Origin of the sequence: Streptomyces sp. ID05-26A (assembly GCF_033794685.1) — a bacterium.
In the GTDB taxonomy this organism is placed as follows: domain Bacteria; phylum Actinomycetota; class Actinomycetes; order Mycobacteriales; family Pseudonocardiaceae; genus Lentzea.
The window spans coordinates 834,291-859,435 of the sequence record NZ_JARAYZ010000002.1; the positions used below are offsets into that span (position 1 = coordinate 834,291).

Annotated in this window: 27 protein-coding genes and 1 pseudogene; 11 read left to right on the plus strand and 17 right to left on the minus strand. The window is 69.3% G+C overall.

The window, feature by feature from the left end; all coding sequences use genetic code 11:
- The first annotated feature begins 43 nt into the window (after positions 1 to 43).
- The 3 genes from PV646_RS19690 to PV646_RS19700 are packed head-to-tail and all read left to right on the plus strand — an operon-like array spanning position 44 to position 2,756.
- Positions 44 to 178 carry a hypothetical protein gene (locus PV646_RS19690; RefSeq protein WP_500343620.1) on the plus strand — a complete coding sequence of 45 codons (135 nt, stop codon included), beginning with the start codon at positions 44 to 46 and terminating at the stop codon, positions 176 to 178.
- Positions 175 to 1,572, plus strand: a complete 1,398-nt coding sequence (locus PV646_RS19695) for an MFS transporter (RefSeq protein WP_500343621.1) — start codon at positions 175 to 177, stop codon at positions 1,570 to 1,572. Before PV646_RS19690 ends, PV646_RS19695 begins: the two co-directional genes overlap by 4 nt.
- A complete protein-coding gene (locus tag PV646_RS19700; protein ID WP_500343622.1) occupies positions 1,569 to 2,756 on the plus strand; it encodes an FAD-dependent monooxygenase in 1,188 nt (395 codons plus the stop codon). The genes PV646_RS19695 and PV646_RS19700 overlap by 4 nt, the downstream gene beginning before the upstream one ends.
- Positions 2,757 to 2,777: 21 nt before the next feature.
- Here the strand turns inward: PV646_RS19700 and PV646_RS19705 are convergent, their stop codons facing one another.
- The gene (locus PV646_RS19705; RefSeq protein WP_500343623.1) at positions 2,778 to 3,452 is read right to left on the minus strand and encodes a response regulator; all 675 of its coding nucleotides are present in this window, start codon (positions 3,450 to 3,452) and stop codon (positions 2,778 to 2,780) included.
- Positions 3,449 to 4,687: a sensor histidine kinase gene (locus PV646_RS19710; RefSeq protein WP_500343624.1), complete on the minus strand. Its 1,239-nt coding sequence runs from the start codon at positions 4,685 to 4,687 to the stop codon at positions 3,449 to 3,451. Before PV646_RS19710 ends, PV646_RS19705 begins: the two co-directional genes overlap by 4 nt.
- 155 nt (positions 4,688 to 4,842) lie before the next feature.
- Here PV646_RS19710 and PV646_RS19715 point away from each other — a divergent pair.
- Together PV646_RS19715 and PV646_RS19720 are read left to right on the plus strand one after the other, a co-directional pair.
- Positions 4,843 to 4,986 (plus strand): annotated as a pseudogene (locus tag PV646_RS19715) (hypothetical protein); the annotation flags it as partial.
- A 160-nt stretch (positions 4,987 to 5,146) separates the two neighbouring features.
- Positions 5,147 to 5,920 carry a hypothetical protein gene (locus tag PV646_RS19720; RefSeq protein ID WP_500345095.1) on the plus strand — a complete coding sequence of 258 codons (774 nt, stop codon included), beginning with the start codon at positions 5,147 to 5,149 and terminating at the stop codon, positions 5,918 to 5,920.
- Positions 5,921 to 6,233: 313 nt separating this feature from the next.
- Here the strand turns inward: PV646_RS19720 and PV646_RS19725 are convergent, their stop codons facing one another.
- The 9 genes from PV646_RS19725 to PV646_RS19765 all read right to left on the minus strand — a co-directional run bounded on the left by PV646_RS19725 (position 6,234) and on the right by PV646_RS19765 (position 14,582).
- A complete protein-coding gene (locus tag PV646_RS19725) occupies positions 6,234 to 7,832 on the minus strand; it encodes a SulP family inorganic anion transporter (protein ID WP_500343625.1) in 1,599 nt (532 codons plus the stop codon).
- On the minus strand, positions 7,829 to 8,161 hold the full coding sequence (locus PV646_RS19730; RefSeq protein WP_319979335.1) for an ArsR/SmtB family transcription factor: 333 nt from the start codon (positions 8,159 to 8,161) through the stop codon (positions 7,829 to 7,831). Before PV646_RS19730 ends, PV646_RS19725 begins: the two co-directional genes overlap by 4 nt.
- Positions 8,162 to 8,164: 3 nt before the next feature.
- Entirely contained in the window at positions 8,165 to 8,341 is a 177-nt protein-coding gene (locus PV646_RS19735; RefSeq protein ID WP_500343626.1) for a hypothetical protein, read from the minus strand.
- Positions 8,342 to 8,396: 55 nt separating this feature from the next.
- Positions 8,397 to 9,311 carry a carbamate kinase gene (locus PV646_RS19740; protein ID WP_500343627.1) on the minus strand — a complete coding sequence of 305 codons (915 nt, stop codon included), beginning with the start codon at positions 9,309 to 9,311 and terminating at the stop codon, positions 8,397 to 8,399.
- Positions 9,311 to 10,303 carry an ornithine carbamoyltransferase gene (gene argF / locus PV646_RS19745; RefSeq protein ID WP_500343628.1) on the minus strand — a complete coding sequence of 331 codons (993 nt, stop codon included), beginning with the start codon at positions 10,301 to 10,303 and terminating at the stop codon, positions 9,311 to 9,313. The genes PV646_RS19740 and argF overlap by 1 nt, the downstream gene beginning before the upstream one ends.
- A gap of 13 nt (positions 10,304 to 10,316) precedes the next feature.
- A complete protein-coding gene (locus PV646_RS19750; protein ID WP_500343629.1) occupies positions 10,317 to 11,561 on the minus strand; it encodes an arginine deiminase in 1,245 nt (414 codons plus the stop codon).
- A complete protein-coding gene (locus tag PV646_RS19755) occupies positions 11,558 to 12,931 on the minus strand; it encodes an APC family permease (RefSeq protein WP_500343630.1) in 1,374 nt (457 codons plus the stop codon). The genes PV646_RS19750 and PV646_RS19755 overlap by 4 nt, the downstream gene beginning before the upstream one ends.
- Positions 12,932 to 13,267: 336 nt before the next feature.
- On the minus strand, positions 13,268 to 13,888 hold the full coding sequence (locus tag PV646_RS19760) for a CBS domain-containing protein (RefSeq protein WP_500343631.1): 621 nt from the start codon (positions 13,886 to 13,888) through the stop codon (positions 13,268 to 13,270).
- A 7-nt stretch (positions 13,889 to 13,895) separates the two neighbouring features.
- Positions 13,896 to 14,582 (minus strand): CBS domain-containing protein, encoded by a 687-nt coding sequence (locus PV646_RS19765; protein WP_500343632.1) that lies wholly within the window; start codon positions 14,580 to 14,582, stop codon positions 13,896 to 13,898.
- Positions 14,583 to 14,808: 226 nt separating this feature from the next.
- On the opposite strand from PV646_RS19765, the gene PV646_RS19770 reads away from it, so the two are divergent.
- The 3 genes from PV646_RS19770 (at position 14,809) to ppsA (ending at position 18,286) form a co-directional block, all read left to right on the plus strand.
- Entirely contained in the window at positions 14,809 to 14,949 is a 141-nt protein-coding gene (locus PV646_RS19770) for a universal stress protein (protein ID WP_500343633.1), read from the plus strand.
- A gap of 98 nt (positions 14,950 to 15,047) precedes the next feature.
- Complete coding sequence (locus tag PV646_RS19775) at positions 15,048 to 16,043, plus strand: Acg family FMN-binding oxidoreductase (protein WP_500343634.1); 996 nt, start codon at positions 15,048 to 15,050, stop codon at positions 16,041 to 16,043.
- Entirely contained in the window at positions 16,040 to 18,286 is a 2,247-nt protein-coding gene (gene ppsA, locus PV646_RS19780) for a phosphoenolpyruvate synthase (protein WP_500343635.1), read from the plus strand. Before PV646_RS19775 ends, ppsA begins: the two co-directional genes overlap by 4 nt.
- 1 nt (position 18,287) lies before the next feature.
- Here the strand turns inward: ppsA and PV646_RS19785 are convergent, their stop codons facing one another.
- Positions 18,288 to 18,467 carry a hypothetical protein gene (locus PV646_RS19785; RefSeq protein ID WP_500343636.1) on the minus strand — a complete coding sequence of 60 codons (180 nt, stop codon included), beginning with the start codon at positions 18,465 to 18,467 and terminating at the stop codon, positions 18,288 to 18,290.
- Here PV646_RS19785 and PV646_RS19790 point away from each other — a divergent pair.
- Positions 18,429 to 18,896, plus strand: a complete 468-nt coding sequence (locus PV646_RS19790; RefSeq protein ID WP_500345038.1) for a glyceraldehyde 3-phosphate dehydrogenase NAD-binding domain-containing protein — start codon at positions 18,429 to 18,431, stop codon at positions 18,894 to 18,896. The two genes, PV646_RS19785 and PV646_RS19790, sit on opposite strands and share 39 nt — an antisense overlap.
- A gap of 88 nt (positions 18,897 to 18,984) precedes the next feature.
- Complete coding sequence (locus PV646_RS19795; protein WP_500343637.1) at positions 18,985 to 19,536, plus strand: hypothetical protein; 552 nt, start codon at positions 18,985 to 18,987, stop codon at positions 19,534 to 19,536.
- Positions 19,537 to 20,011: 475 nt separating this feature from the next.
- Here the strand turns inward: PV646_RS19795 and PV646_RS19800 are convergent, their stop codons facing one another.
- Positions 20,012 to 20,605 (minus strand): Rv1733c family protein, encoded by a 594-nt coding sequence (locus PV646_RS19800; RefSeq protein WP_500343638.1) that lies wholly within the window; start codon positions 20,603 to 20,605, stop codon positions 20,012 to 20,014.
- 93 nt (positions 20,606 to 20,698) lie between these two features.
- Here PV646_RS19800 and PV646_RS19805 point away from each other — a divergent pair, with 93 nt between their 5' ends.
- Positions 20,699 to 21,025, plus strand: coding sequence for a hypothetical protein (locus PV646_RS19805; RefSeq protein WP_500343639.1), 327 nt, complete (start codon positions 20,699 to 20,701; stop codon positions 21,023 to 21,025).
- Here PV646_RS19805 and ppk2 read toward each other — a convergent pair.
- The 4 genes from ppk2 to PV646_RS19825 are packed head-to-tail and all read right to left on the minus strand — an operon-like array spanning position 21,004 to position 25,145.
- Complete coding sequence (ppk2, locus tag PV646_RS19810; RefSeq protein ID WP_500343640.1) at positions 21,004 to 21,795, minus strand: polyphosphate kinase 2; 792 nt, start codon at positions 21,793 to 21,795, stop codon at positions 21,004 to 21,006. The genes PV646_RS19805 and ppk2 overlap by 22 nt on opposite strands.
- Positions 21,795 to 24,320, minus strand: coding sequence for a cation-translocating P-type ATPase (locus PV646_RS19815; protein ID WP_500343641.1), 2,526 nt, complete (start codon positions 24,318 to 24,320; stop codon positions 21,795 to 21,797). Before PV646_RS19815 ends, ppk2 begins: the two co-directional genes overlap by 1 nt.
- The gene (locus PV646_RS19820; RefSeq protein WP_500343642.1) at positions 24,301 to 24,696 is read right to left on the minus strand and encodes a CBS domain-containing protein; all 396 of its coding nucleotides are present in this window, start codon (positions 24,694 to 24,696) and stop codon (positions 24,301 to 24,303) included. Before PV646_RS19820 ends, PV646_RS19815 begins: the two co-directional genes overlap by 20 nt.
- The gene (locus tag PV646_RS19825) at positions 24,693 to 25,145 is read right to left on the minus strand and encodes a universal stress protein (RefSeq protein ID WP_500343643.1); all 453 of its coding nucleotides are present in this window, start codon (positions 25,143 to 25,145) and stop codon (positions 24,693 to 24,695) included. The genes PV646_RS19820 and PV646_RS19825 overlap by 4 nt, the downstream gene beginning before the upstream one ends.

The following is a 25,145-nucleotide window of genomic DNA, read 5'->3' on the forward strand; positions in this document are numbered from 1 at the left end:
CAGGCTGTCCCCGTCGTCGAGAAAGATCGCGAAGGGACAGAACATGAGTTTGCGCAAGGGTGAGCGGCGCGGGACGGAGTACCGGCCGGTGCCGTCGGCCGATCCCGGTGCCGCCGGGTGGCGTCGGCTGGTGCCCGCGGACTCCCCGACCGCACACCATTCCGGAGACCGCTCATGACCACGACCGCGGTTCCTCAGGCCACGATCGGGAAGGCCGCGGTCGGGGCCCTCGGCCTCCTGGCGGTCGCCACCGGCGCGCTGGAGTCGGTGGTGACGCCGACGCTCCCGCTCCTGCAACGCGAGCTGGACATGACTCCCGCCGAAGGAGCGCTGCTGAGCATCGTGCTGCTCATCACCGGCGCGCTCATCACCCCGATCGCCGGCAAACTCGGCGACCGCTATGGCGGCAAACGCATCCTGATACGGCTGATGGCCGTGGTCTGCGCCGGCGGTCTGGTGTCGGCGCTGGCGCCCAACCTGCCTGTGCTGCTGCTCGGCCAGGTGCTGCAGGGCGCGATGGTGGGCGCGCTGCCGCTGTCGTTCATCCTGGTGCGCAAACATCTCCCCGCAGACCGGTCGAAGGTGGCCATCGGCGTGGTCAGCGGCCTGTTCGTGGGCGGCGGAATGGTGGGAACGCTGTCCGCGGGACCCGTGGCCGAGCAGCTGTCCCGGCACTGGATGTTCGCGCTGCCCACGATCGCCGTCATCGTGGCAACGACGTTGGTGAACCGGCTGATGCCGAACGACCAACCTGGGCGTCCCCGCGAGGGCGGGATCGACTGGGCCGGACTCGTGCTGCTGAGCCTGACACTGGTGACGCTCATGCTGGCGCTCGCGCTGGCACCCGACATCGCGTCACAGCCGCTCGTGCTCGCCGGCTTGGTCGCGCTGCTGGCCGCGTTCATGACGGGATGGATCGCCGTCGAGCGCCGTGCGGCCTCACCGATGGTCGACCTGCGCATGCTGGCCCAGCCCGCGGTGTGGAAGTCGTGCGTGCTGACGTTCGTGGTCTGCGTCGGCACCTCGGGAGCGGTCTACCTGGTCCCGCAGCTCTTCGCCGTCTCCGGTGACGGCTACGGGTTCGGCGCCGGCGCCACGCAGATCGGCTTCTACCTGCTGCCCGGCGCGGTGGCGGCGACCCTTGCGGGGCCGATCGGCGGGCTCGCGGCGCGGCGCTTCGGATCGCGTGCCGTGGTGACCTCCGGGGCCGTCCTCATGGCCGGCTCACTGCTCGCCATGGCGGCCGTCCACACCGAGGTCTGGCACCTCGTCGTCGGCAAGGCGCTGATCGCGTTCGCCAACGGCCTGTGCATCACCGCGATGGTGACCAGCACCGCCACCTCCGTCGACGAAGGCGACACCGGCATCGCCACCGGTCTGGTCCTGGTGACGCGCGTGCTCGGCTTCGCCGTCGGAGTCCAGGTCAGCGGCGCGATCCTCACCGCGGGAGCCCTCCCCGGCTCGGACGTTCCGGCTGAGTCCGCGTTCGTCACCGGTCTCGTCATCGCCGGCGCTGTCACCGCACTGTCCCTCCTGATCGTCCGCACCACTGGCAAAGGAGCCCGCGAATGACCCGCCCCCGCACCGTCCTGATCTCCGGCGCCAGCGTCGCGGGCCCGGTCCTCGCGTACTGGCTCCACCGCTACGGCTACGCGGTCACGGTGGTGGAGAAGGCGAACGCACCACGCAGCGGCGGCTACCCCATCGACGTCCGCGGCACCGCGCTCGACGTCGTCAGCAGGATGGGGATCCTGCCCCGGCTGCGGGAAGCCCACATCGACCTGCGCCGCATCACCTTCCTGCAAGGCGACGGCAGCCGGGTCGCCGCGCTGCACCCCCACGCCATCAGCGGCGGCGTCGAGGAACGAGACCTCGAGGTGCGCCGCGGCGACCTGACCGAAGCGCTGTACGCGGCCGTCCGGGACGACGTCGAGTTCCTGTTCGACGACTCGATCGCGACCCTGGATCAGCACGACCACGGGGTCGACATCACCTTCCACGGCGGGGCGGCCCGGACGTTCGACATCATCGTGGCCGCGGACGGCACACACTCGCGGACCCGAGAAATGGTGTTCGGCGCGGAAGAGCGTTTCCACCACTACCTGGGCTACTGCTTCGGCATCTTCACCATGCCCAACACCCTCGGCCTCTCCCGCGAAACCGTCATGTGGAACGCGCCGGGCAGGGCTGCGGCCCTCTACGTCACCGGGGGTGACGACGAGGTGCACGCGTTCCTCACCTTCGCCCTGCCGAACCCGCCGTTCGACGCCTTCGGCGACAGGGAGGCGCAGCGGGACCTGGTCACCTCGGTCTTCGCCGACGCGGGCTGGGAGATCCCCCGCATGCTCACCGCCCTGCGGGGCGCCGACGACCTGTTCTTCGACACGGTCAGCCAGATCCGCATGCCCCACTGGTCGAGCGGCAGGGTCGCGGTGGTCGGCGACGCGGCGTACGCGCCGTCGTTCCTCACCGGTCAGGGCACCAGCCTCGCGCTCGTCGGCGCGTACATGCTCGCCGGCAGCCTCGCCGCCCAGGACCACGCGGAGGGTTTCCGGCTCTACGAACACAGCACCCGTGAGTTCGTGACCCTCAACCAGGGTCTCGTCGGCAAGGGCGGTGCCACGCTCTTCCCGGCCACCGCCCAGGACCTCGAGCGCCGCAACGAGAGGTTGCGCGGCCTCAGCTCCCTGTCTCCTGGCAAGGGACGCGCGGCCCACTCGGCCCTCACACTGCCCGAGTTCGCCACCGCGAGATGAGCCGAGTCCCCCGGCGATGTTCTACTCGCCGGGGGACACCAGGCCTGATTCGTACGCGAAGACGACCGCCTGCGCGCGGTCGCGCAGGTCGAGCTTGGTCAGGACGCGGCTCACGTGCGTCTTGACCGTCTGCTCCGCCAGCACGAGCGTCCGCGCGATCTCCACATTGGACTGACCTCGGGCGACCAGGGTGAGAACCTCGTTCTCGCGTTCGGTGAGGGCCTTGAGGCGCAACGCCGGTTTGCTCAGCGCGGCAGGCCGCTGCTGGGCGAAGTTCGCGATGAGGCGGCGCGTCACGGAAGGGGCGAGCAGCGCGTCGCCGGCGGCCACGACGCGCACCGCCGCGATGAGGTCAGCCGGCGGCGCGTCCTTCAACAGGAAACCGCTCGCCCCCGCCTGCAGCGCTTGGTAGACGTAATCATCGACGTCGAACGTGGTGAGCATCAGAACGCGCGCTTCGTGTGCCATGCCCTGCTGGGGTGCGAGGATGCGACGTGCTGCCTCCAAGCCGTCCATCTCGGGCATGCGGACGTCCATCAGAACGACGTCCGGCCTGGTGCGCCTGCTCAGCTCGACGCCCTGGACACCGTTCGCGGCCTCGCCCACCACGTCGATGTCGCTCTGGGCTGCCAGCAGCGCGGCGAATCCCGCCCGCACCATGGCCTGGTCGTCGACGATGATCACCCGGATCGTCATTCCGTCCTCTCGCTGCCGTTCTGCGTCTCGGTGAGCGGAAGCCTGGCCAGCACGCGGAACCCGCCGTCCGGCAGCGGTCCGGTCTCGAGCTCGCCACCGACCAGTCTCACCCGCTCGCGCATCCCGACGAGGCCGTGCCCCGTGCCGGTTTCCTCGACGGGAACGGCGGGCGGCTCGTCCGGCGGTCCGTTGAGGACGAGCACGGTGACCTGTTGTGCCTGCGCTGAAACGGAAACCTCGGTCGGGGCGCCGGGCGCGTGCCGGACGACGTTCGCAAGTGCCTCCTGCACGATGCGGTACGCGGACAGGCCCACCGCCTCGGACACCTCGACGTCGCAGGGTGTGAACTCCACCGGCACGCCCGCCCTGGCCATCGCCTCCACCAGGTGCCCGATCCGCGCGAGACCCGGCTGAGGTTCGAGCTCTCCGTTCTCCTCGTCACTGCGCAGCACGCTGAGCAGCCGCCTCATCTCCCCCAACGACTCCCGCGCCGTCGCCGCGATGGATCTCAGTTCCTCCTGCACGGCCGGGGTCACCCCGTCGAGCCGGTAGGGCGCCGTGTTCGCCTGCACGGTGATGACGGACATGTGGTGCGCCACCACGTCGTGCAGTTCGCGGGCGATGCGGGCGCGTTCCTCCAGCACCGTGCGGCGGGCGCGCTCCGTCTCGCTGATCGTCTCCTGCTCCACCAGCCTGCGCTGGACCTCGTGCCGTTCACGCAGCGCGGCGCTGAGCAACAGCACAACACCGCCGAGAATCGTGAACAACATGCTCGCGGCATTCATGCCGTGCGGCGCGACGAACAACAGACCGGCGTTCGCCGCCGCGGTCACCAGCCACACCAGTACCAACGTCCTGCGCGGCACCGCGCGCAGCCCCAGGCCAAGGCACAGTCCCACGTACCCGACGATCTCCATTGGCGGGAAGGGCCACAGCAGCTGTTCGGAGAAGTCCACAGTGAGCAGAAGCAGAGCTCCTGCCACGTCGGCGGCGAGGATCACATACCACGCCTGCAACGGGCGGACGACCGCGAGCAGCAGCGGTGCGGTCTGCACGGTTGCCAGCACGCTCGCGATGCCGATGTTCAGGCTGTAGTCGGCGCTGAGCACCACAATGGTGGTGGGCAGCAAGGAGACGCACAGGACGAAGGCCACGGCCCACGGCAGGAGTCGGGCCCAGCGGTTCACGGCTCCCGCGAACAGCGCGCGCGGGACCTCTTCCTCCGCCAGCGTCATGAGCTCCATTCTATGCGCACAGCCATGATCGCCGTTGTGCCTGGGAGGTGCCGGCGAACCGTGTGGTGCGTGGCGCTACCGCCTGTTGAGGCCTTGCGTCACCACACCGCGTGTCTCGTCGGCTGACCACCCACAGTGGACGGGATCATTCGGACATGGCCCGAATAGCTACCGTGGACGCCGTGCGAACGTTGGCTCCCACTCGCGGTCCGCTGCTCGGCAGGCAGCACGCGACGCGGCACCTCGACGTGCTGATCGGTGCGGCGAGGACGGGTCAGGGAGGCTCCCTCGTTCTGCGCGGTGAAGCGGGTATCGGCAAGAGCGCGCTGCTCGGCCACGCGCGACAGGCGGCAGCCCGCGAAAGCCCTGTGCTGTGCGTGGTCGACGACGCGCAGTGGCTGGACAGGGCCTCGCCGGGGGGCCCTGACATTCCTCGCCCGGCGGGTCGTCGCCGTACCGGTGGCCGTCGTGCTCGCCGTCCGCACACCGTGCGAGGCGAGCGAGTTGGACGTCTTGCCGAGCCTGACCGTCCACGGGCTCGGCGACGCGGACGCGCGAATCCTGCTCGCCGCGCAGAGCCACGAGACGCTGGTCGAGCAGGTGCGCGACCGGCTCATGGCCGAAGCCCGCGGAAACCCGCTGGCTCTGCTCGTGCTGACAGGAGCGGGCTGGTTCGCGCATCCCAGAACCACCTCAGTAGCAGCCCAGGTCGAGCACGAGTTCGAGACAGCGCTGGCGGGCTTTCCGGAAGGGGCACGGCTTCTCCTCACGGTCGCCGCCGCTGACCCGACCGGTGACCCGACGCTGCTGTGGTCCGCCGCGCACGAGCTCGGGATCGACATGCTGACGGCCGGCGCAACCGCGACCGCCACCGGTCTGGTCGAGTTCGGCACCCGCGTGCGCTTCCGCCACCCGCTGGCGCGAGCAGCGGCTTACGGTGCCGCTGAGACCACCGAGCGGCTGCGGGCCCGGGCCACCGCCGTCCCGGACGACGACATGGCCGCCGAGCTGGAGCGCTCGGCATCCCGCGCCCAGTCGCGTGGCGGTGTCGCGGCCGCCGATCTGCTCGCCACTATCGAGGATCCCTGGCTGGACGAGTTCAAGCAGGCGGAGTGCGACTTGCTGCGGGGACGCATCGCCTTCGTCCGTGCGGGAGACAGCGATGGTCCGACGTTCATGCTGCGCGCTGCTCATCGGCTTGCGGGCCGGTCCTGCCACGCACAAGACGTCTGAACGTCCTGGAACGTGCTCGTCGGCATCCGGCCGTAGAAGGCGAACCGCAACCCGACAGAGTCAGTCGAATCCGCCTCTGGCTTCGCATGGCAAGCCGACAGCCTGGCCACGAAGTCAGCACCCGCCACAGCCGCCATGGCGTCTCCATCTCCGGCCCGCTCAATCGCCTGCAGCACCTGAGACAGACCCCTCGCCGACGGCGTGACGCCTGCCGACCTGGCTGCGAGCAAGTTGCACAACGTGTTCTTGCGCAAGATCCAGTCGACTGCCCCAAGGGTGTCCTCCTGACAGTCGGCGGCATGTCAGCGAGTCGTCACGGCAACGTCCCGTTGCGGCGCAGGTGGTCTCGTGCGTACTCGATGGCTTCGGGCGTGCTGGCGAACGTGGGTACCGCGTGTACCTCCAGTTGGCGGCGGTGCTCTTCGCGCACACCCGAGAGCAGCACGGTCACGCCTCGCTTCCCGAGTCTCTCGACGGCGTCGCGCAGGACCAGCGCTCCGGTTCCATCCATTGTGGACACGTGGGACATGCGCAGGATCACCACGGAGACGGCTGCGATCTCGGTGAGTTCCAGCAGGAAGCGATGGGCAGCGGCGAAGAACAGCGGTCCGTCGAGGCGGTAGGCGACGATGTGCTGGGCGAGCAGTTCGTGTTCCTCCAGCGTGTGGTCGCCGGGTTCCAGAGGTTCCTCGTCGATCCGCGCTGACCTGGCGACGGCGCGCAGTGCCAGTGCTCCCGCCACGACGAGGCCGACGATCACGGCGGTGACCAGGTCGAGTGCCAGTGTCGCGATCGCGGTGAGGGCGAGCACCACGGCGTCGGAGCGGTTCGCGCGCATCAGCACCCGCACCGAACCGACTTCGACCATGCGCACGGCGGTCGCGAGCAGCACGCCGGCCAGCACGGCCAGCGGGATGCGTCCGACCAGCGGTGCCGCGACGAGCATGATCGCGGCGAGCGTCGCGGCGTGGACCAGGGCTGCCAGTCGTGAAGTCGCGCCGGATCGGACGTTGACCGCGGTTCTGGCGATCGCCGCGGTCGCGGGCACGCCGCCGAACATCGGCGTGATGACGTTGGCGATGCCCTGGCCGAAGAGCTCACGGTCCGGGTCGTGGCGCTGGTTCACGCTCATGCCGTCGGCGACTGTCGCGGACAGCAGGCTCTCCAGTGCGGCGAGCGCGGCCACGGCGACCGCGGACGGCAGCAGCGACCACAGCACGCCCAGGTCCAGGAAGGACAGTGACGGTGCCGGTAGCAACGCGGGCAGGGTGCCGATTCGCGGCACGGGCAGGGACCAGATCTCCGCGACCACCGTGCCCACCGCGACGGCCAGCAGTGAGAACGGTATCGCCGGTTTCCAACGCGCGCCGATGAGCATGACCGCGGCGACCCCGCACGCGAGGGCAACGGCGGGAAGCAAAGGGCCGGAGCCGAACGCGCGGACCGCGTTCATCACGACGTTGTGGCTGTCGGGCGTGGGCACGCCGAGTGCCGCGGGGATCTGTTGCAGCGCGATGACCGCGGCGATCCCGATGGTGAAACCCTCGATCACGGGTGCGGGCACGTACCGCATGTAGCGCCCTGCCCGGGCCGCTGCCAGGGCGAGGAGCAGTACACCCGCGAGCAGGCCGACGGTCAGCACGCCGCTCGGACCGAACGTGGCCACGATCGGCACCAGCACCACGGTCATCGCTCCGGTGGGACCCGACACCTGCAGGCTCGAACCACCGAAGACCGCTGCCAGCGCGCCCGCGACGATCGCGGTCGCCAGGCCGGCGGCGGCTCCCAGTCCGGACGCCACCCCGAACCCCAGGGCCAGCGGCAACGCCACGACCGCCACCGTCAGGCCAGCGAGGAGATCCCGTGGTGTGGCGGTCGCCCAGTCCGCCCTGACAGGCAGCAAAGCTCTCACGCGCTGTCCTCGCGCAACTGCGCGAGCAGTTCGTTCTGCCCCACCAGCAGCTCGGTCAGGATCCTCCTGGCCGCCTTCATCAGATCGGCCACGTCCGCACCCGCGAGCGCGTACACCACGGTCGACCCTTCTCGGGTCGCCGTCACGATGCCGGACCTGCGCAGCACCGCCAGCTGCGCGGACAGGTTGGACGGCTCCACCTCGATCTCGGCGAGCAGATCGCGCACCGCCTTCGGGCCGTCCTGCAACAGCTCCAGCACCCGGATGCGCACAGGATGGCCCAGCATCCGGAAGAACTCGGCCTTCGCCTGGTACAGCGGAACCGGCACCGCTCAGCCCTCCACCGGCGCGACGACGGCTACCCCGTGTTCAGCGGCGAGGCGCCGCAGGTTGGCCAGATCAGCGCCGTGCACCTCCGCCGCGTACTCGTCCTGTTGCTCCACCGCTCGCCGTACTGCTTGTTCCGCCTGCTCGATGCGGACGAGCAGGTTGTCCTCGAACTCGTTCACGACACCACGACCTGTCGACTTGAAGAATTCTTCAAGTCGATACTTTACAACTCTGTCAACTGCGCGGCGCCCGGCGACCGATCGTCGTGCCCGCGGTGCCCGCCAGAAGTTCCGCGGCGTCGGTCAGCGCTCCGATTCCCGCGGTCGAGCCGGTCGCGTCGACGAACCGGCGGCCCGCCTCGACCTTCGGTCCCATCGACCCCGTGGGGAAGCTCAGGTGCTCGAGTTCGGCCACGTCGAGGTGGTGCAGCGGTTCGGCGGTGGGCATGCCGTAGTCGGACATCACGGCGGACACGTCGGTGAGCAGGAGCAGTTGGTCCGCTTTCAAGGCGATCGCCAGCGCGGCCGACGTGAGGTCCTTGTCCACCACCGCCTCGATGCCGTGCAGCTGACCGTCATCGACGACCGGCGCTCCCCCGCCACCCGCGCAGACCACGATCGTGCCGCCGCTCACGAGTTGTTCGATGGACTCCCGTTCGACCAGCCGGACCGGTTCCGGGGAGGGGACGACGCGGCGCCAGTTCGGGCCGTCCGCGGCTACCGTCCAGCCGTTCTGCTCGGCCAGCCGACCGGCCGCGGCGCGGTTGTAGATCGGGCCGATGAACTTCGTCGGCGCGGAGAACGCCGGGTCGGACGCGTCGACGACGGTTTGAGTGATGACGGCGAGGATCGGCTTGCGGACGCCGGCGTTGCGCAGGGACTGGGCGAGCCAGTAGCCGATCATGCCCTGCGTTTCGGCGCCGAGGGTGTCGAGCGGGTACGGGCGGGTGAGCGACGGGTCGGCCTCGCTCTCCAGGGCGAGCAGGCCGATCTGGGGGCCGTTGCCGTGACAGATGACGAGTTCGTGTTCGGCGGCGAGCGGCGCGAGTGCTCGCGCCGCTGCTTCGACGTGGTGGAGCTGAACGGAGGCATCGGCGCGTTCGCCGCGCATGAGCAGGGCGTTGCCTCCGAGTGCGACGACGATGCGCATCAGGAGGCCAGTCCGGCGACGATGACCGCCTTGATGGTGTGCAGGCGGTTCTCGGCCTGGTCGAAGACGACCGAGGCGGGTGAGGAGAACACCTCGTCGGAGACTTCGGCGCCGTCGAGGCCGTACTGGTCGTGGACCCGGCGGCCGACGGTGGTGGTGCGGTCGTGGATGGACGGCAGGCAGTGCAGGAACTTCGTGTCGGGTTTGCCGGTGGCCTTCATCAGTTCGGCGGTGACGCGGTAGGGCGTCAGCAGGGGCACGCGGGTGTCCCAGGCCTCGGGTGAGTCGCCCATGCTGACCCAGACGTCGGTGTAGATGAAGTCGACGCCCGCGACGGCCTCTTCCGCGTCCTCGGTGACGAGGACGCGGGCACCACTCGTCGCTGCCAGTTCGTGTGCCTTGGCGATCACGTCGGCGGGCGGTTGCAACTCGGCGGGGGCCCCGATCCGGACGTCCATGCCGAGCAGGGCGCCGGTGATCAGCAGCGAGCGGGCGACGTTGTTGTGGCCGTCGCCGACGAAGGCGAACTTGATGTCCTCGATCTGGCCGTCGAAGTTCTCGGCCATGGTGAGGATGTCGGCGAGCATCTGGGTGGGGTGCCAGGAGTCGGTGAGGCCGTTCCACACGGGCACGCCGGCGTGGTCGGCGAGCGTCTCGACGGTGTCCTGGGCGAAGCCTCGGAACTCGATGGCGTCGAACATGCGGCCGAGCACCTTGGCGGTGTCCGGGATGGACTCCTCGCGGCCCATGTGGGAGCCGGTGGGGTCGAGGTAGGTGACGTGGGCACCCTGGTCGTGGGCGGCGACTTCAAACGCGCAGCGGGTGCGCGTCGAGCTCTTCTCGAAGACGAGAGCGATGTTCTTGCCGGTCAGCAGTGGGTGTTCGGTGTGGGATGCCTTGGCGCGCTTGAGTCCGCGGGCCTGGGAGACGAGGTCGAGGAACGTCTCCTTGGTGAGGTCGAGTTCCTTGAGCAGAGAGCCGGGGTGTCGCATCGTAGAGGTCCTTTCAGATGCCGTCGCGCTGGATCGGGCAGGTCATGCAGCGAGCCCCGCCCCGGCCGCGGCCGAGTTCGTTGCCGGGGATGGAGATGACCTCGATGCCGTGGTCGGCGAGCATGGTGTTGGTGACGGTGTTGCGCTCGTAGCCGACGACGACGCCGGGTGCGAGCGCGAGGAAGTTGTTGGCGTCGTCCCACTGTTCGCGTTCGGCGGCGCGGGCGTCCTCGTCCGCGCACAGGACCCGTAGCCGGTCGATGCCGAGGAGATCGGCGATGGTGGCGAACACCGAGGTTCGCTCCTGCACGCGCAGGCCGGCGGAGCTGCGTTCGACGACCTCTTCCGCGTCGGCTGGGGTGATCACCCACGTCTTCAGCGTCTCGGGGTCGAGGCCTGGGTAGCGGATGAACGTGGTGAGGTCGAGCATCGTCATGACCGTGTCGAGGTGCATGAGGGCGTGCGAGCGGGGCAGCTGTACGGCGATCACGGAGCTCGCCTGGCCGGTGCGGAAGAGTTCGCGGGCCAGGATCTCGACGCCCATCGGGGTGGTCCGCTCCCCCATGCCGATCAGCACCGTGCCACGGCCGAGGACGAGGATGTCGCCACCTTCCAGTGTGGCTGGCTGGTGGTTGGCGTCGTCGGCGCCGTAGTAGGTCGGGAACGTCGCGTCAGCGAACTGCGGGTGGAAACGGTAGATGGCCTGGCAGTGCAGGGATTCGCGGCGGCGGGCGGCTTTGGCCATCGGGTTGATGGTGACGCCGCCGTAGATCCAGGCGGAGCTGTCGCGCGGGAACAGGGTGTTCGGGAGCGGCGGCAGGATGAAGTCGTCCAGTCCGAGGCTGTTCCAGCGCAGGCTGGGCACGCCGAGTGGAGACAGGTCGGCGCGGGTCACGCCGCCGACCAGGAGCTCGGCCAGCATCGGAGCGTCGACCTTCTCGGCGAACTCGCGCACCGGACCGGCCAGGGTCGGTCCGAGCAGTTCCGGTGTGCACACGCGGTCCAGCACGAACGCGCGGGCCTCCGGCAGGGCCAGGGTCTCGGCGAGCAATGTCCCGGTGTGGTGCACGGTGATGCCGCGTTCACGTAGTTTCGCGGTGAAGACGTCGTGTTCCTCCTGCGCCTTCGCGGCCCAGAGCACGTCGTCGAACAACAGCTCGTCGCAGTTGCGCGGGGTGAGCCTGCTCAGTTCGAGGCCTGGGCGGTGCACGATCACCTGGCGGAGCGTGCCGACCTCCGATCCGACGCCGAGGGTCATGACCCCACCTCGCCGTACTCGCGGCGGCCGACCTTGAGCCAGATGTAGAGCGGCACGCCCAGCAGGAGGCACACGACGCCGTAGTAGACGGCCTGGTAGCCGCTGCCGGCCAGCGCCCAGAACGCGAAGGCGAGCGCGAGGACCGAGACGGTGCAGTCGCGCACGAGGTGCGGCCACTCGGCCTTGCGTCCTCGGACCAACAGCCAGTACAGCTGCGCCGCGGCGCTGAACAGGTACGGCACGACGGCGGTGAACACCGACAGCAGCACGAGCGTGGTGAAGACCTGCTCGAAGTTGGTGTAGCTGACGACGACCAGCGCCGAGGCGAGCACGGTGGAGCTGATGATGCCGAAGCTCGGGATGTCGCCACGGGTGCGCAGGAACGCCTTCGGGAACAGCTTGTCCTTCGCCGCGGCCATCGGCATCTCGCCGATGATCAGGGTCCAGCCGACGAGGCAGCCGATTCCGGACACGACGGCGGCGATCGCCACGGCCTGGCCGGCCCACTGGCCGCCGAAGATGGCGTTGGCGGCCTCGGTGAACGGCGCCGAGATCCCGCGCAGCGTCTCGTTGGGCACGGTGCCGAAGACGGTGAGGGTGCCGAGGATGTAGATGACGGCGCAGCCGATCGTGCCGAACACGGTGGCGCGGCCGACGTTGCGCTCGGGGTCGCGGACGCGGCCGGCGGCGACCGAGGCGGTCTCGATGCCGATGTAGCTGAACAGTGCGATGGCGGCTGCGGCCGAGATGGCACCGGCGATCGAGGTGCCGCTGGCGTTGAACTGGCCGAAGTTCGCCGACTTGACGAAGATCAGGCCGACGGTGGCCATGAACACCAGTGGCACGATCTTCAGCACGGTGAAGGCGATCTGCGTGACGGCCATGTTCCGCAGCCCGGACAGGTTGACCAGGGCAGGAATCCACAGGCCCGCCAACGCGATCACGATGGACCAGACGACCTGGTGTTCGGTGTTGACGAACACCTCGACGTAGCCGACCAGCGCGACGACGATCGCCGCGTTGCCCGCCCACGCGGTGATCCAGTAGCACCAGGCGTTGAGGAAGCCGGCGAACTCGCCGAACGCGTCCCTCGCATACACGTACGGGCCGCCGGAGCCGCTGATGCGCTTGGCCAGCGCACCGAACGTCAGAGCGAGGGCCAGCGCGCCGATCGACACGAGAACGAACGCCACGAGACTGATCGGACCGAACGCCGCAAGCGCGGTCGGCAGGCCGAACACGCCGGTGCCGATCACCGATCCGACCACCAGCGCGGTCGCGGTGGGCAGGCCGAATCTGGACGGGCGTGGCTGCTCACTTCCCGAACCGGGCCGCGTCGCGGCCTCCGGTCCGGCTACGTCTGTGCTCACGGCGAGCTCCTCACTCCGATGTGGACTGTTGTTGTGAGCAGCCTGCGCTCCGGTGCACCGATCGCCCACCACCTCTGGACTCGTCGCTCACGGGACCTAAGTCCTCGTCATGGCGGGACGTCGACGCGGACGGCCTTGCGCAGCAAAAAGGCGCCGGGAGGGGGTGCCGGCGCCTTTCGTTCCGCTCTTCTCCAAGGCCTCCTTCCCCAGCGGAAGCAGGAGAACGACCCGATGAAGTTCACTGCGATCGCAGGCGCCCACCACAACTTGCGACCACGTACGAACTCCCCGGGCCGCATGGACAGGTCCGCCCACGCCACCGCTTCCTGGCCATCGTCAACTCCCCGCAGGCACGGGTTCGGTGGTGAACTCGACGTCGGTCACGCCTGCGATCGCGCGGATCAGCACCTCGGCGACGTGGCGTTCGGTTGCGCTGTCCGCCTTGTCCACGATGGACACCTTGCCGCCGGAAACCGCTACCTGCCAGCGCTGTGCGCCGCCGACCATGCCGAGCCGGTTGTGGATCTCGGCCTCGATGACCCAGTCCGCACGGGTGATGGACCGCAGCATGTCCCTGCGGGTCACGATGCCCGCGAGGTGGCCTTCGTGGACGACCGGCACGCTGCGCACGTTGTGCTCCAGCATCAGTCCGGCGACTTCCGCGAGGTCGGTGTTCGGGCCCACCACCACCGGCTGCCTCGTCATCACCTGGTCGACCACGTCCGCGGGCGGCTTCCTGGCCTCGACGGGCTCGCCGTGCACGAGCGACCGCGGGTCCTGCGGCAGGCGATCCTGGATCAGGTCGGCCTCGCCGACCACGCCGATCAACACACCGAAGGCGTCGACCACGGGCAGTGCGGTGAATCCGCGTTCAGCGAGCAACTGAGCGGCATCGCGTGCCGGGGTGCCCGTTTCGACGACCACGACGTCCGTGGTCATCACATCTCGAGTCCTCATGACGCTCCTAGCCGAAGATCTCGGTCTGGCGGGTGTGCGTGGTGTCGTTCCATCCGCAGCGCAGGTGGTTGTGCACGTCGACGACGCCCGGCAGGACGCGCACGAGGTGTTCGGCGATCTCGACTTCGCTCTGGCGCTCCAGCTGGCCCTGCATCGTCACGATGCCGTCGGTCACCTCGACGTCGATGGTGTTCGGGTCCACCCACAGCATCCGGCCGAAGATCTCGTCGCGGATCGTCGTGCGCAGCTCGCCGTCCTCCCGCACGAAGAGCTTCAGCAGGTCACGGCGGGACAGCACGCCGACGAGCGCGCCGTCGGCGTCCATGACGAACAGCCTGCGCACACCGGCTGCCGCCAGTTCGCGGGCCGCGGCGCTCGCGGCGAGGTCCGGCGGGACGCTCTTCACCGGCGACGTCATCACGTCGCGGGCGATCACACCACTCGCCTGCTCCCACCGATGTTTCGTCGCGCGCCCGGCGAACACACCAGGTGCGTCCTCGGTACCGCCCCTGAACTCTTCCTTCGGCATCAGGTCTGCTTCCGAGACAACGCCGACCGGGTAGCCGCCGTCGAGCACAGGAACAGCACTGATCTTGTTGTCCTCCAGCAGCCGCACGAGCTCCTTGAACGGGCACTCGACGTCTGCGGTGATCACCTCACGTGTCATCAGCGAGGCGACTGTCGGTTCACGCATGACACCCTCCGGCGATCTTCGGTCTCTTTCTGTCTCAAGCCTTCTCGCCGGAACAGCGGCCGCCCACCTGCCAAGGACGTGGGTCGGCCGGGCGTTCCGACCCGGTGCAAGAGGACCAAAGGGCCCTGCACCCCGGTGAGCCGGCTCAACACGCTGAACGCATGAGCGAGAAGTCACGGATTGTCGTCGGAGTCGACAAGTCACCCGCAGCACGCGCCGCGTTGTTGTGGGCGGGCACGGTGCGCGCAGGCGGGACGTGCTGGTGTTCAGCTCGGTCACGACCTTCTGCCTGCGCCATGCCCTGTGCCCCGTCGTGGTGGTGCCGGTCGGTCAGGAGCAGCACGCGGGTCCGTCGATGCTGCGGTGAGTGCCTCGGGTCCCGGCCAGGCCGGGACGTAGGCCCCTCACCCGCGGCCGCCCGCACTGCGACTTTCAAGACAGGACTTCAACGTGGAGGTGAGCGGGATGGACCGCGGTCAGCCCGACGAGACAACGGTGCGAGCGGCGGTGTCACTGGCAGGCCGCGCGCCGTCGGTGCACAACTCCCAGCCGTGGCGCTGGGAACTCGGTGCGCACAGCCTGCACCTGTACGCCGATCGCACGCGCGCCCTGCCCGCGACCGATCCGCTCGGCGCCGACCTGGTGGTCAGCTGCGGCGCGGCGTTGCACCACCTGCGGACCGCGCTCGCGGCACTCGGCTGGCGCGCGAAGGTCCACCGTCTGCCCAACCCCGCACAGCCCGATCACCTCGCCGCGATCGAGTTCGAGCCGATGGAACCGAGACAGTCCCACGTGGCCCTCGCAGCCGCGATTCCTCGCAGGCGCACCGATCGCCGTGCTTTCTCCTCATGGCCAACTCCTGAGGAGCTGCTGCAGCAGCTCGTGCAGTTCGCTCGCGCCGAGGGGGTGGATGCTCACATCGCGACCGGAAAGGCGCGTGACGAGCTCCTGATCGCGATCGGCAAGGCCGCCCACATCCAGGAGGCCGAACCGGCCTACCAGGCCGAGATCCACCAGTGGAGCGGGGTCTATCCCGGCGCATCGGCCGGAGTTCCGGCGGCGAACATCCCGGCCGGGTCGCGGCAGTACGGCAACCTCACAATGCGCGAGTTCGCGCCGGGATCGTTGCTGCAGGGCGGTCCCAGTGTGCTCGGCGAGGACGCGGGAGCGCTCCTCGTGCTCAGCACGTCCTCCGACGACGACCTCTCCCGGCTGCGAGCCGGCGAAGCGGCCAGCGCGGTGTTGCTGGAGGCCACGGCCGCAGGGCTCGCGACCTGCCCGCTCAGCCAGCCGCTCGAGGTCGTGGAGACCAGAGATCTGGTCCGCGACGAGGTCCTCGGCGGTGCCACCTGCCCGCAGCTCGTGATCCGCGTCGGCTGGGCCGGGTTCAACGCCGACCCGCTGCCCGCCACACCTCGCCGTCCCGTCATCGACCTTCTCCGCGACCAGGAGCAGAAGTGACCACCTACATCCGCGACTTCGCCACGCTCGGCAAGAACGACACCGCCATCGCCGGTGGCAAGGGCGCCAACCTCGGCGAACTCACCCGCGCCGGACTGCCCGTACCCCCTGGCTTCGTCGTCACCGCCGAGGCTTTCCTGACATCCATGTGCCAGGTCCGCGACGACCTCGCCGCGGAACTCACCATCGCGCTCGACCGCGGCACCTCGCCGCAGCGGCTGGAGGAGTGCGCCGAACGGATGCGCGAGCTGGTGCGCAAGGCCGGGATCTCCGACGACGTGCGGCACGCCGTGCTGGAGGCCTACCGCGACCTCGGCCAGGACGAGTCCGTGGCGGTCCGGTCCTCGGCCACCTCCGAAGACACCGCGGGTTCGTCGTTCGCCGGCATGAACAGCACGTTCACCAACACCCGAGGCGCGCACGGCGTGCTGGACAGGCTCTTGGACTGCTGGGTGTCGTTGTTCGGCACGCGGTCGATCGCCTACCGGGCAGAACAGGGCATCACCGATGAGCCCGCGATCGCCGTCGTGGTGCAGAAGATGGTGAACTCCGAACGCTCCGGCGTCATGTTCACCGCCGACCCGTCCAGCGGCGACCGGGACAAGCTGCTGATCGAGGGATCGTTCGGGCTCGGCGAGGTCGTGGTCAGCGGGTCGGTCGAGCCTGACACGTACGTTTTGCGCCGCAACGGCGACACGGTGTCCCTTGTGGACACCAGGGTCGGCCGCAAGTCCCACAAGATCGTGCGCGGCACGAACGGCAACGACGAACGGATCGACCTCACAGCCGAGGAATCGCACGCACAGGTGCTCACCGACGCCGAGGCCATCGCGATCGGGCAGCTGGGGATGCGCGTGCAGCGACACTACGGCGAACCGCAGGACACCGAGTGGGCCATCGCCGAGGGCAAGACGTGGCTCGTGCAGTCCCGTCCGATCACCACGTTGCCCGACGAGCCGCCTGCCTCGGCGGGCCCGCTGGTCGCCGGGCTCGCCGCGTCGCCTGGCATCGCTTCAGGCCGGGTTCGCGTGCTGAGCTCCCCCGACGAGGGTGGCCGGCTTCGTGACGGTGAGGTGCTGGTCGCGGAGATGACCAACCCCGACTGGGTGCCGACGATGCGCCGTGCGTCCGCGGTCGTGACGGATGGCGGCGGCATCACCTGTCACGCCGCGATCGTGGCGCGCGAGCTGCGGGTGCCGTGCGTGGTCGGCACCGGTTCGGCGACCTCGGTGTTGAAGGAGGGCCAGCTGGTCACCGTCGACGGCAGCGCCGGCGAGGTGCGGGCGGGTTCGGCTCCGATCACGACGGCGCCGCGGATCGTCGCGCCGGTGGTGCAGGCGACCGAGGCGCTCGGTACGCGTGTGTACGTGAACCTCGCGCTGCCGGAGCACGCTGCCGAGGTGGCCGCGATGCCGGTCGACGGGGTCGGTCTGCTGCGGGCGGAGTTCATGCTCACCGAGGCGCTCGGTGCCGAGCACCCCCGGCGGTTCCTCGCACAGCATGGTCCTGACGACTTCATCGACGCCATGGCGGCGTCGCTGTTGCAGATCACTCACGCGTTCGCGCCGCGTCCGGTCGTGTACCGGACGATGGACTTCCGCACCAACGAGTTCCGCGAGCTCAAGGGCGGCGAGGAGTTCGAGAAGCACGAGCACAACCCGATGATCGGCTACCGCGGCTGCTACCGGTACGTCGACGACCCGATGCTGTTCGGGCTGGAACTCCAGGCGCTCGCACGGGTGCGGGAGCAGACGCCGAACCTGCACCTGATGATCCCGTTCGTGCGCACCAAGTGGGAGCTGGAAGCCTGCCTGGAGCAGATCGACCGCAGCCCGCTCGGCCGCCAGCGCGGCCTGCACCGGTGGGTCATGGCCGAGGTTCCCTCGGTGGCGTACTGGATTCCCGAGTACGCGCGGTCCGGCATCGACGGGGTCTCCATCGGCAGCAACGACCTCACTCAGCTGATGCTCGGCGTCGACCGCGACTCCGAGCTGTGCGCGGACCTGTTCGACGAGTCCGACCCCGCCGTGCTCGACATGATCGGCCGCATCGTCGGCGCCGCGCGAGACGCCGGCATCACCTCGTCGCTGTGTGGGCAGGCGCCGTCCAACAAGCCGGAGTTCGCCGAGAAGCTCGTCGAGTTCGGCATCACCTCGATCTCGGTCAACCCCGACGCGGTTCCCGCTGCCAGGGCGGCGATCGGATCAGCCGAACGGCGGTTGTTGTTGCGCCAGGCCCGTTAGCTCACGAACTCATTGATCTTGCGGGAGTCCCACGATGACCACCCGAGTCGCCATCAACGGTTTCGGCCGCATCGGATGAGATGTCCTGCGCGCCGCGTTCGACCGGCAGGACACGGCGATCGAGATCGTCGCCGTCAACGACATCACCACCCCGGACGTCCTGGCGCACCTGCTGGCCCACGACTCCACGTACGGGCCCTGGAGCAAGCACGTCTCCGTCGAACACGACACCCTCACCGTGGACGGCCGCAGCATTCTCGTCACCGGCCAGGCTGACCCGCGGGACCTCAACTGGGATCAGCTCGGGGTCGACATCGTCATCGAGGCGAGCGGCCGGTTCCGCACCCGGGGCACCGCGGGCGTCCACCTCGAACGCGGCGCCCGCAAGGTGATCATCACCGCGCCCGGCAAGGACGTCTACGACGCGAGCAAGCACCACATCGTCTCGAACGCTTCGTGCACCACCAACTGCGCCGCCCCGATGGCAGCCGTGCTGGACGGTGCGTTCGGCATCGTCGAGGGCCTGATGACAACGACCCTCGCTGCCTTCCCGCTGATCGTGTGGGGCGCTGACGAGGTGTGGCGCTGGTACCGCCGCGGCAGGTCGTGACGTCCCTGCCGGATCGGGACCAAGGACCGCGTTCGCGCTCGGTGTTCGTGAGAAGACTCGATGCAGAAGAACTTCCTGGGAGGTAAAGATGTCCGCTGTTCACGCCCCTGCTCGCACCCGGACCGAAACGGGTTCCGTTCCCCTCGCCGTGCTGCGCATCGCGACCGGCCTGCTCTTCCTCTGGGCGTTCGTCGACAAGGCGTTCGGTCTCGGCTACGCCACCCAGCCCAAGAACGCGTGGTTCTCGGGAGGCTCGCCCACCAAGGGATTCCTCAGCCGAGTCGCCGTCGGTCCGTTCGAGTCGGTCTTCCACGACATCGCCGGAACCTGGTGGGCGGACACGCTCTTCATGGTCGGCCTGCTCGCGGTCGGCGCGGCGCTGGTGCTCGGCATCGGCCTGAAGATCGCGGCCGTCAGCGGTTCGCTGATGATGGTGCTCATGTGGGTCGCGGAATGGCCGCCGGCGCAGCACACCTCGGCCGGCGAGGCGACGATGTCGACCAACCCGCTCATCGACTACCACGTCGTCTACGCCCTGGTGCTGATCGCGCTCGCGGCCACCGCGTCCGGTGTCACCTGGGGCCTGGCGCGCTGGTGGAACGACCTGCCGATCGTCAAGGCGAACCCTTGGCTGCGGTGAGAGTCCGAAAAAGGGGGCAGGGCGCCACGCCGTCCTGCCCCCTTTTTTCGTGTGCAGAGTCAGGCAGGGCCGCGCGCCTGCTCGATCTGCCCCGCCAGCCCAGGCCGTACCAAGAGCACAGCTCAGCGTGATCGGCGAGCTCCACGAGCTCGGCTCCCAGCGGTGGGATCCCGGCGTGGATGGCCACCAACGACGTGCCACGCATGGCGGCCTCCTCGAACGCCCGATCCACCACGAGCCAGTTCGCCGGAGCGCCGTGCACCCCAACGACCACAGATGCATCAGGAGCGGGTTGTTCGCCCATCACGATGACGACGGGACATCTCGAGCGCTCCGACAGCGCGACGGTGACCGCACCGAGCGACAGGCCGCGGAAGCCACCGAGCCCGCTCGATCGGGCCACGTTCACCTCTGCTCGCACCGATCCTGCACACCACAACGACGTTCGAATGTCCAATGGGAACGGTGACCCGTCTCAACGCTCGGTCCAGTCCGGCGCGGTCAGCTCCCATTCGAGCTGCCACCAGCGCAGGCGAACCCGCATGCACGCGAACCTCACCAGTCCGAACAACAGGGCCGTCGCACCCGCGATCAGTCCCCACAGCAGCACGGCGCTGAAGATCGCGTTGAACGCGGCTCCGTGGTTCGTCATCGGAGGCTCGGTCGGCTCACCGCTGAGATCGATCCACATTCGCACGCTCGTGCCGGCCTCGGCACCGTAGGGCGCGCGAACAACGCCCTCCCGCTCAAGGCCGTCAGGCGTGCGCCAGGTCGCGGTGGCGTCGGTCGTTTCGATCAACGCTTCGCTGCTGGCAGCCCCGTCCATCGACGGCGCGTTTTCCACCAGCACTGCGTCCACTTGAGTCCGGCTCTTCTGCTCAGAAGCGACACGCGACTCGTGCGTCGCGTAGATCTCCGAGCCGACCGCTCCGGCAACGGGGACGGCGAGCAACGCCACGACGACCCCCAGTGCGAGCACCGCACCCTCGATCCGGTCGCCGAGCGTGGCGAGCGGGTTGCGTCCGGGAAAGGCCCGGCGGACGAGTCGGGACAGCGGGTTCGCAGTCATGGTCCACCTCCACCGTCAAGGCTTCCGGGCGGAGGCGGTGGGCCCCAGGGACCTTGGTCTCGTCACCGATGAGTCCCTGGTCTCGCCGAAACGATGCTCGCCGAAGAGGACGCGGCGGAGGAGCTCGGGCTCAACCCGCTGGAGCGGGTCTCGTGCCGGCTGCACCGCCGGTGGCTGCACCACTGCGTGCACTCCGCGGACCACGTCATCAAGGTCACCGGGCACCGCTGGTGCCGCGACTGTTCCTCAACGGCCTCCGTCGGCGTCGACGAGTTGACCGGTGACGTTCTGGTGCGGTGCGAGTCGTGCCATCGGACGCCCCGCACGTCCGCCACGCAGCAGATCATCCGATCGTGCCGAGCTGGCTTGGCCGCAGCCAGGGGCTTCTTCTCCGATGTTCACACGAGCCTGGCGGCGTGATCCGGTACTTCCCGCTGCAGAGCGCGGGCCGTGCGCTGGTAGCCGCTCGACGGTGGCCGCGCGGGCAGCTTGATCTTCGGCGCGGTGACCTCGTGGTAGTCGATGGTGCTGAGCAGGTGGGCGATCATGTTGATCCGTGCCCGCCGCTTGTCGTCGCCTTCAACGGCGTACCAGGGTGATTCGGCGACGTCTGTGTGGACCATCATCTCGTCCTTGGCGCGGGAGTAGTCCTCCCAGCGCGTCAACGACTCGAGGTCCATCGGCGACAGCTTCCACCGCTTCAAGGGGTCGTCGAGGCGCTTGCGGAAGCGGCGTTCCTGCTCGGCGTCGCTGACCGAGAACCAGTACTTGCGCAGCAGGACGCCGTCCTCGACGAGCATCCGTTCGAACTGCGGGCACTGCCGCAGGAACAACCGGTGCTCTTCCGGCGTGCAGTAGCCCATCACGCGTTCGACACCGGCGCGGTTGTACCAGCTGCGGTCCAGCAGCACGATCTCCCCCGCCGCCGGCAGGTGTGCGGTGTAGCGCTGGAAGTACCACTGGGTGCGTTCGCGTTCGCTGGGGGCGGGCAGCGCCACGATCCGGGCGACGCGCGGGTTGAGGTGCTCGGTGATCCGTTTGATCGCCGAGCCCTTGCCCGCGGCGTCGCGGCCCTCGAACGCCACCACGAGCCGGGCGCCGGTGGCCTTCACCCACTCCTGCAGTTTCACCAGCTCGGTCTGCAGCCGGAGCAGCTCCTGCTCGTACACCTCGCGTCCCAGCTTGGCCATCAACTGCCTTTCCCGTGGCGCTGCCGCCACTTCTCCAGCTCCACGACGACGTACGCCGCCGCACTCAGCATGAAGACCACCAGCCAGGGCTGCCACCCGAGCGGTGCGGTGTGGAACAGGTCGTTCATGAACGGCACGTACGTGAGCAGCAGTTGCAGCCCGACGGTCAGTCCGACACCGACCCACAGCCACCGGTTCGGTCCGGTCGCCGGCCGCCATTTCTCCAGCGAGCGGCAGTTGACCAGGTAGGCGATCTGGGCGCCGACGAAGACGTTCACCGCCACCGTCCGCGCGACCTCCAGCGTGGCGCCCGACGCGAGCTGCCAGCGGAACGCGCCGAACGAGCACGCGAGCAGGATCGCCGAGACGAACACGATCCGGCCGACGAGCCGCCGGGTCAGCAGCGGGAGCGACGGCGGCAACGGCGGGCGGCTCATCACGTCCGCCTCGCGTGGTTCGAACGCCAGCGTCAGTCCCAACGCGACGGCGGTGGTCATGTTGATCCACAGGATCTGCACCGGCAGGATCGGCAGTGCCGTACCGAGCAGGATCGCGGTGAGGATCACCAGGCCCTCGGCCATGTTGGTGGGCAAGGTCCAGATGATGAACTTGCGCAGGTTGTCGAAGACCGCGCGGCCCTCCTCGACGGCGGCGCGGATCGAGGCGAAGTTGTCGTCGGTCAGCACCATGTCGGCGGCCTGCTTGGCGACCTCGGTGCCGCCCTTGCCCATCGCCACGCCGATGTCCGCGCGGCGCAACGCGGGTGCGTCGTTCACGCCGTCGCCGGTCATCGCGACGACGTCGCCGCCGGCCTGGATCGCCTTGACCAGCCTCAGTTTCTCCTCGGGAGCGACGCGGGCGTGCACGTCGGTGATGCCGAACTCCGCGGCGATGGCACGGGCGGTGGCCGGGTGGTCGCCGGTGATCATCTTGACCTCGATGCCCGCTGCCTGGCAGGCACGCACGGCTTCGATCGCCTCGGGCCGTGCCGGGTCGTGCATCGCGACCAGGCCGAGCAGGACCACCCTGCCCTTCAAGCCTTCCTCGGACAGCTCGACACCTGCCGCGCGACCGATCGCCAGCACCCGCAACCCTGCGGCGGCCAGTTCCTCGGCTTCGACCCACCGGTCCACACCGGCGAGGGTGAGGATCCGTTCGACCGCGCCCTTGACGTAGACGACGTCGTCGGCGTGCCGGGTCGCCATGAACATCCGCTCCGAGCTGAACGGGAGCACGTCCACCCGGTGCGGCACGTCGGCGTGGTCCAGGCCGGCCTTGCGCGCCGCCACGACGAGCGCGGCCTCGGTCGGATCACCGACGGGGAGCCAGCGCCCGCCGTCCTCGACGATCCGCGCGTCGTTGCACGCCAGGCCAGCGAGCAGGCATTCACGCAGCGCCGGCGTGACCCCAGGCGTGATGACACCGGTGGGCTCGTAGCCGATGCCCGACAGCTCGTGGCGCGTGCTTCCCACCACGACGGCGTTGACCGTCATCGCGTTGGCGGTCAGCGTTCCTGTCTTGTCCGTGCAGATCACCGTGGTGCTGCCCAGTGTCTCGACCGCGGGCAACCTGCGGATGATCGCGTTGCGCTTCGCCATCCGCGCCACTCCGATCGCCAACGTCACCGTGACCGCGGCGGGCAGGCCTTCCGGGATCGCGCCCACGGCGAGCGCGACAGCGGCGGTGACCATCTCGGCGAGGGGCTCGCCGCGCAGCACGCCGATGACAACGCTGAACGCCGCGAGCCCGAGGATCACCACGGTCAGGATCTGGCTGAAGCGCGCGAGCTTGCGGGTCAACGGGGTCTGCACGGTGGTGGTCGTGCTGACCAGCCGGTGTACACGGCCGATCTCGGTGTCCGTGGCGGTGGCGATCACGACACCGCGCCCGCCACCGGCGGTCACGAGCGTTCCGGAGTAGGCCATGTTGGTCCGGTCGGCCAGCGCGGTGTCCGAGGGCAACGCCACCGGGCTCTTCGCCACCGGCAGGGACTCACCGGTCAGCGCCGACTCGTCGACGCGCAGCTCCGTCGTGGTGACGAGCCGCAGATCCGCGCCGACCTGGTCACCCGCCTCCAGCACGACCAGGTCGCCTGGCACGAGCTCCGCGGACGGGACCCGTGCGGTGAGACCGTCGCGCACGACGGTCACCTCCGTGCGCACCATCGCCGTCAGTGCGTCCAGGGCCCGTTCGGCACGCGCCTCCTGGATGAACCCGATGACGGCGTTGACCACGACGACGCAGAACACGACGGAGGCGTCCACGATCTCGCCCAGGGCCGCGGTGATGCCCGCGGCCACCAGCAGCACGTAGATGAGCGGGTGGTGCAGCTGTCCGAGCAGCCGCACCACCCAGCTCTGCCCGCGCTGGGCGGGCAGCTCGTTCGGCCCGAGTGCGGCCAGCCGGTCCCGCCACTGGGTGGTGGTGAGTCCGGCTGCCTCGTCGGTCTCCGCCATCAGGACGACCTCGGCCACCGGCAGTCCGTGGTGGGCGACGTCCTCGCGGTCAGCCGTGCGCAGCGGCATGGCCCACTCGCAGGTGCGGGTCGTCGTGGCTGATGGCCCTCAGCACGTCCAGCCGGGTGACCATGCCGACGATCTGGCCGTCGTCGAGCACCGGCACGCAGAGCACCTCGTAGCGGGTCATCGCCTCGAAGAGCGTCGCCACGTCGAAGTCGGGCCCGACCGTCAGCACGGGCTGCGACATCACCTGCTCGACCTTGGGCGCCTCGTCCTCACTGCGCCGGCAACCGGTCTTGGTGACCACGCCGTAGAAGAACCCGTGGTCGACGACCGGCAGCATCGTGAGCCCGAAGTCGTCCATCAGTCCCTCGGCGTGGCGGGCGAAGTCACGTGGCCCCACGGTCACGAGCAGCGGTACCAGCAGTTCTCCCGTCTTCATGACGTGACCTCAGCGGGCACGCGGTCGGTCACCGGGATGACGACGATCGGGGCGTGGGAGTGCCGGACGACGTGCATGCTGGTCGAGCCCAGCACCATCTGCCGGATCCGGTGGTTGGTGTGCGAGGCGACGACGAGCATCGCGGCGCCCTCCGAAGCCTTCTCGAGCGTCTCGGCCGCGTCGCCGCGCAGGCTGCGCCGCACGATCTCCGGCTGGTCGGTGCGGCCCTGGGTCGCCCGCTGCAGCGCCTTCTCGATCAGCTGCTCGGACGCCGCGGTCTCCCGCTGGGCCGAGGTCTCCGTCCAGTCCACCAGGGCCTCGTACTGCCAGGCGTTGACGACGTGCAACGGGCAGCCGCGCACGGTCGCCTCGTTCAGCGCCCACTCCAGCGCGCGGTCCGAGGCGGGCGTGCCGTCGATGCCCACCACGATCGGTTGTGAGTTGCTCAT

What these genes read in the sequence shown, in the direction of transcription:
- PV646_RS19690 (WP_500343620.1), top strand. Translation starts at nt 44, where the DNA reads ATGAGTTTGCGCAAGGGTGAGCGGCGCGGGACGGAGTACCGGCCGGTG.
- PV646_RS19695 (WP_500343621.1), top strand. Translation starts at nt 175, where the DNA reads ATGACCACGACCGCGGTTCCTCAGGCCACGATCGGGAAGGCCGCGGTC.
- PV646_RS19700 (WP_500343622.1), top strand. Translation starts at nt 1,569, where the DNA reads ATGACCCGCCCCCGCACCGTCCTGATCTCCGGCGCCAGCGTCGCGGGC.
- PV646_RS19705 (WP_500343623.1), bottom strand. Translation starts at nt 3,452, where the DNA reads ATGACGATCCGGGTGATCATCGTCGACGACCAGGCCATGGTGCGGGCG.
- PV646_RS19710 (WP_500343624.1), bottom strand. Translation starts at nt 4,687, where the DNA reads ATGACGCTGGCGGAGGAAGAGGTCCCGCGCGCGCTGTTCGCGGGAGCC.
- PV646_RS19740 (WP_500343627.1), bottom strand. Translation starts at nt 9,311, where the DNA reads ATGCGCATCGTCGTCGCACTCGGAGGCAACGCCCTGCTCATGCGCGGC.
- argF (WP_500343628.1), bottom strand. Translation starts at nt 10,303, where the DNA reads ATGCGACACCCCGGCTCTCTGCTCAAGGAACTCGACCTCACCAAGGAG.
- PV646_RS19750 (WP_500343629.1), bottom strand. Translation starts at nt 11,561, where the DNA reads ATGACCCTCGGCGTCGGATCGGAGGTCGGCACGCTCCGCCAGGTGATC.
- PV646_RS19760 (WP_500343631.1), bottom strand. Translation starts at nt 13,888, where the DNA reads ATGAGGACTCGAGATGTGATGACCACGGACGTCGTGGTCGTCGAAACG.
- PV646_RS19765 (WP_500343632.1), bottom strand. Translation starts at nt 14,582, where the DNA reads ATGCGTGAACCGACAGTCGCCTCGCTGATGACACGTGAGGTGATCACC.
- PV646_RS19775 (WP_500343634.1), top strand. Translation starts at nt 15,048, where the DNA reads ATGGACCGCGGTCAGCCCGACGAGACAACGGTGCGAGCGGCGGTGTCA.
- PV646_RS19795 (WP_500343637.1), top strand. Translation starts at nt 18,985, where the DNA reads ATGTCCGCTGTTCACGCCCCTGCTCGCACCCGGACCGAAACGGGTTCC.
- PV646_RS19800 (WP_500343638.1), bottom strand. Translation starts at nt 20,605, where the DNA reads ATGACTGCGAACCCGCTGTCCCGACTCGTCCGCCGGGCCTTTCCCGGA.
- PV646_RS19805 (WP_500343639.1), top strand. Translation starts at nt 20,699, where the DNA reads ATGCTCGCCGAAGAGGACGCGGCGGAGGAGCTCGGGCTCAACCCGCTG.
- ppk2 (WP_500343640.1), bottom strand. Translation starts at nt 21,795, where the DNA reads ATGGCCAAGCTGGGACGCGAGGTGTACGAGCAGGAGCTGCTCCGGCTG.
- PV646_RS19815 (WP_500343641.1), bottom strand. Translation starts at nt 24,320, where the DNA reads ATGCCGCTGCGCACGGCTGACCGCGAGGACGTCGCCCACCACGGACTG.
- PV646_RS19820 (WP_500343642.1), bottom strand. Translation starts at nt 24,696, where the DNA reads ATGAAGACGGGAGAACTGCTGGTACCGCTGCTCGTGACCGTGGGGCCA.
- PV646_RS19825 (WP_500343643.1), bottom strand. Translation starts at nt 25,145, where the DNA reads ATGAGCAACTCACAACCGATCGTGGTGGGCATCGACGGCACGCCCGCC.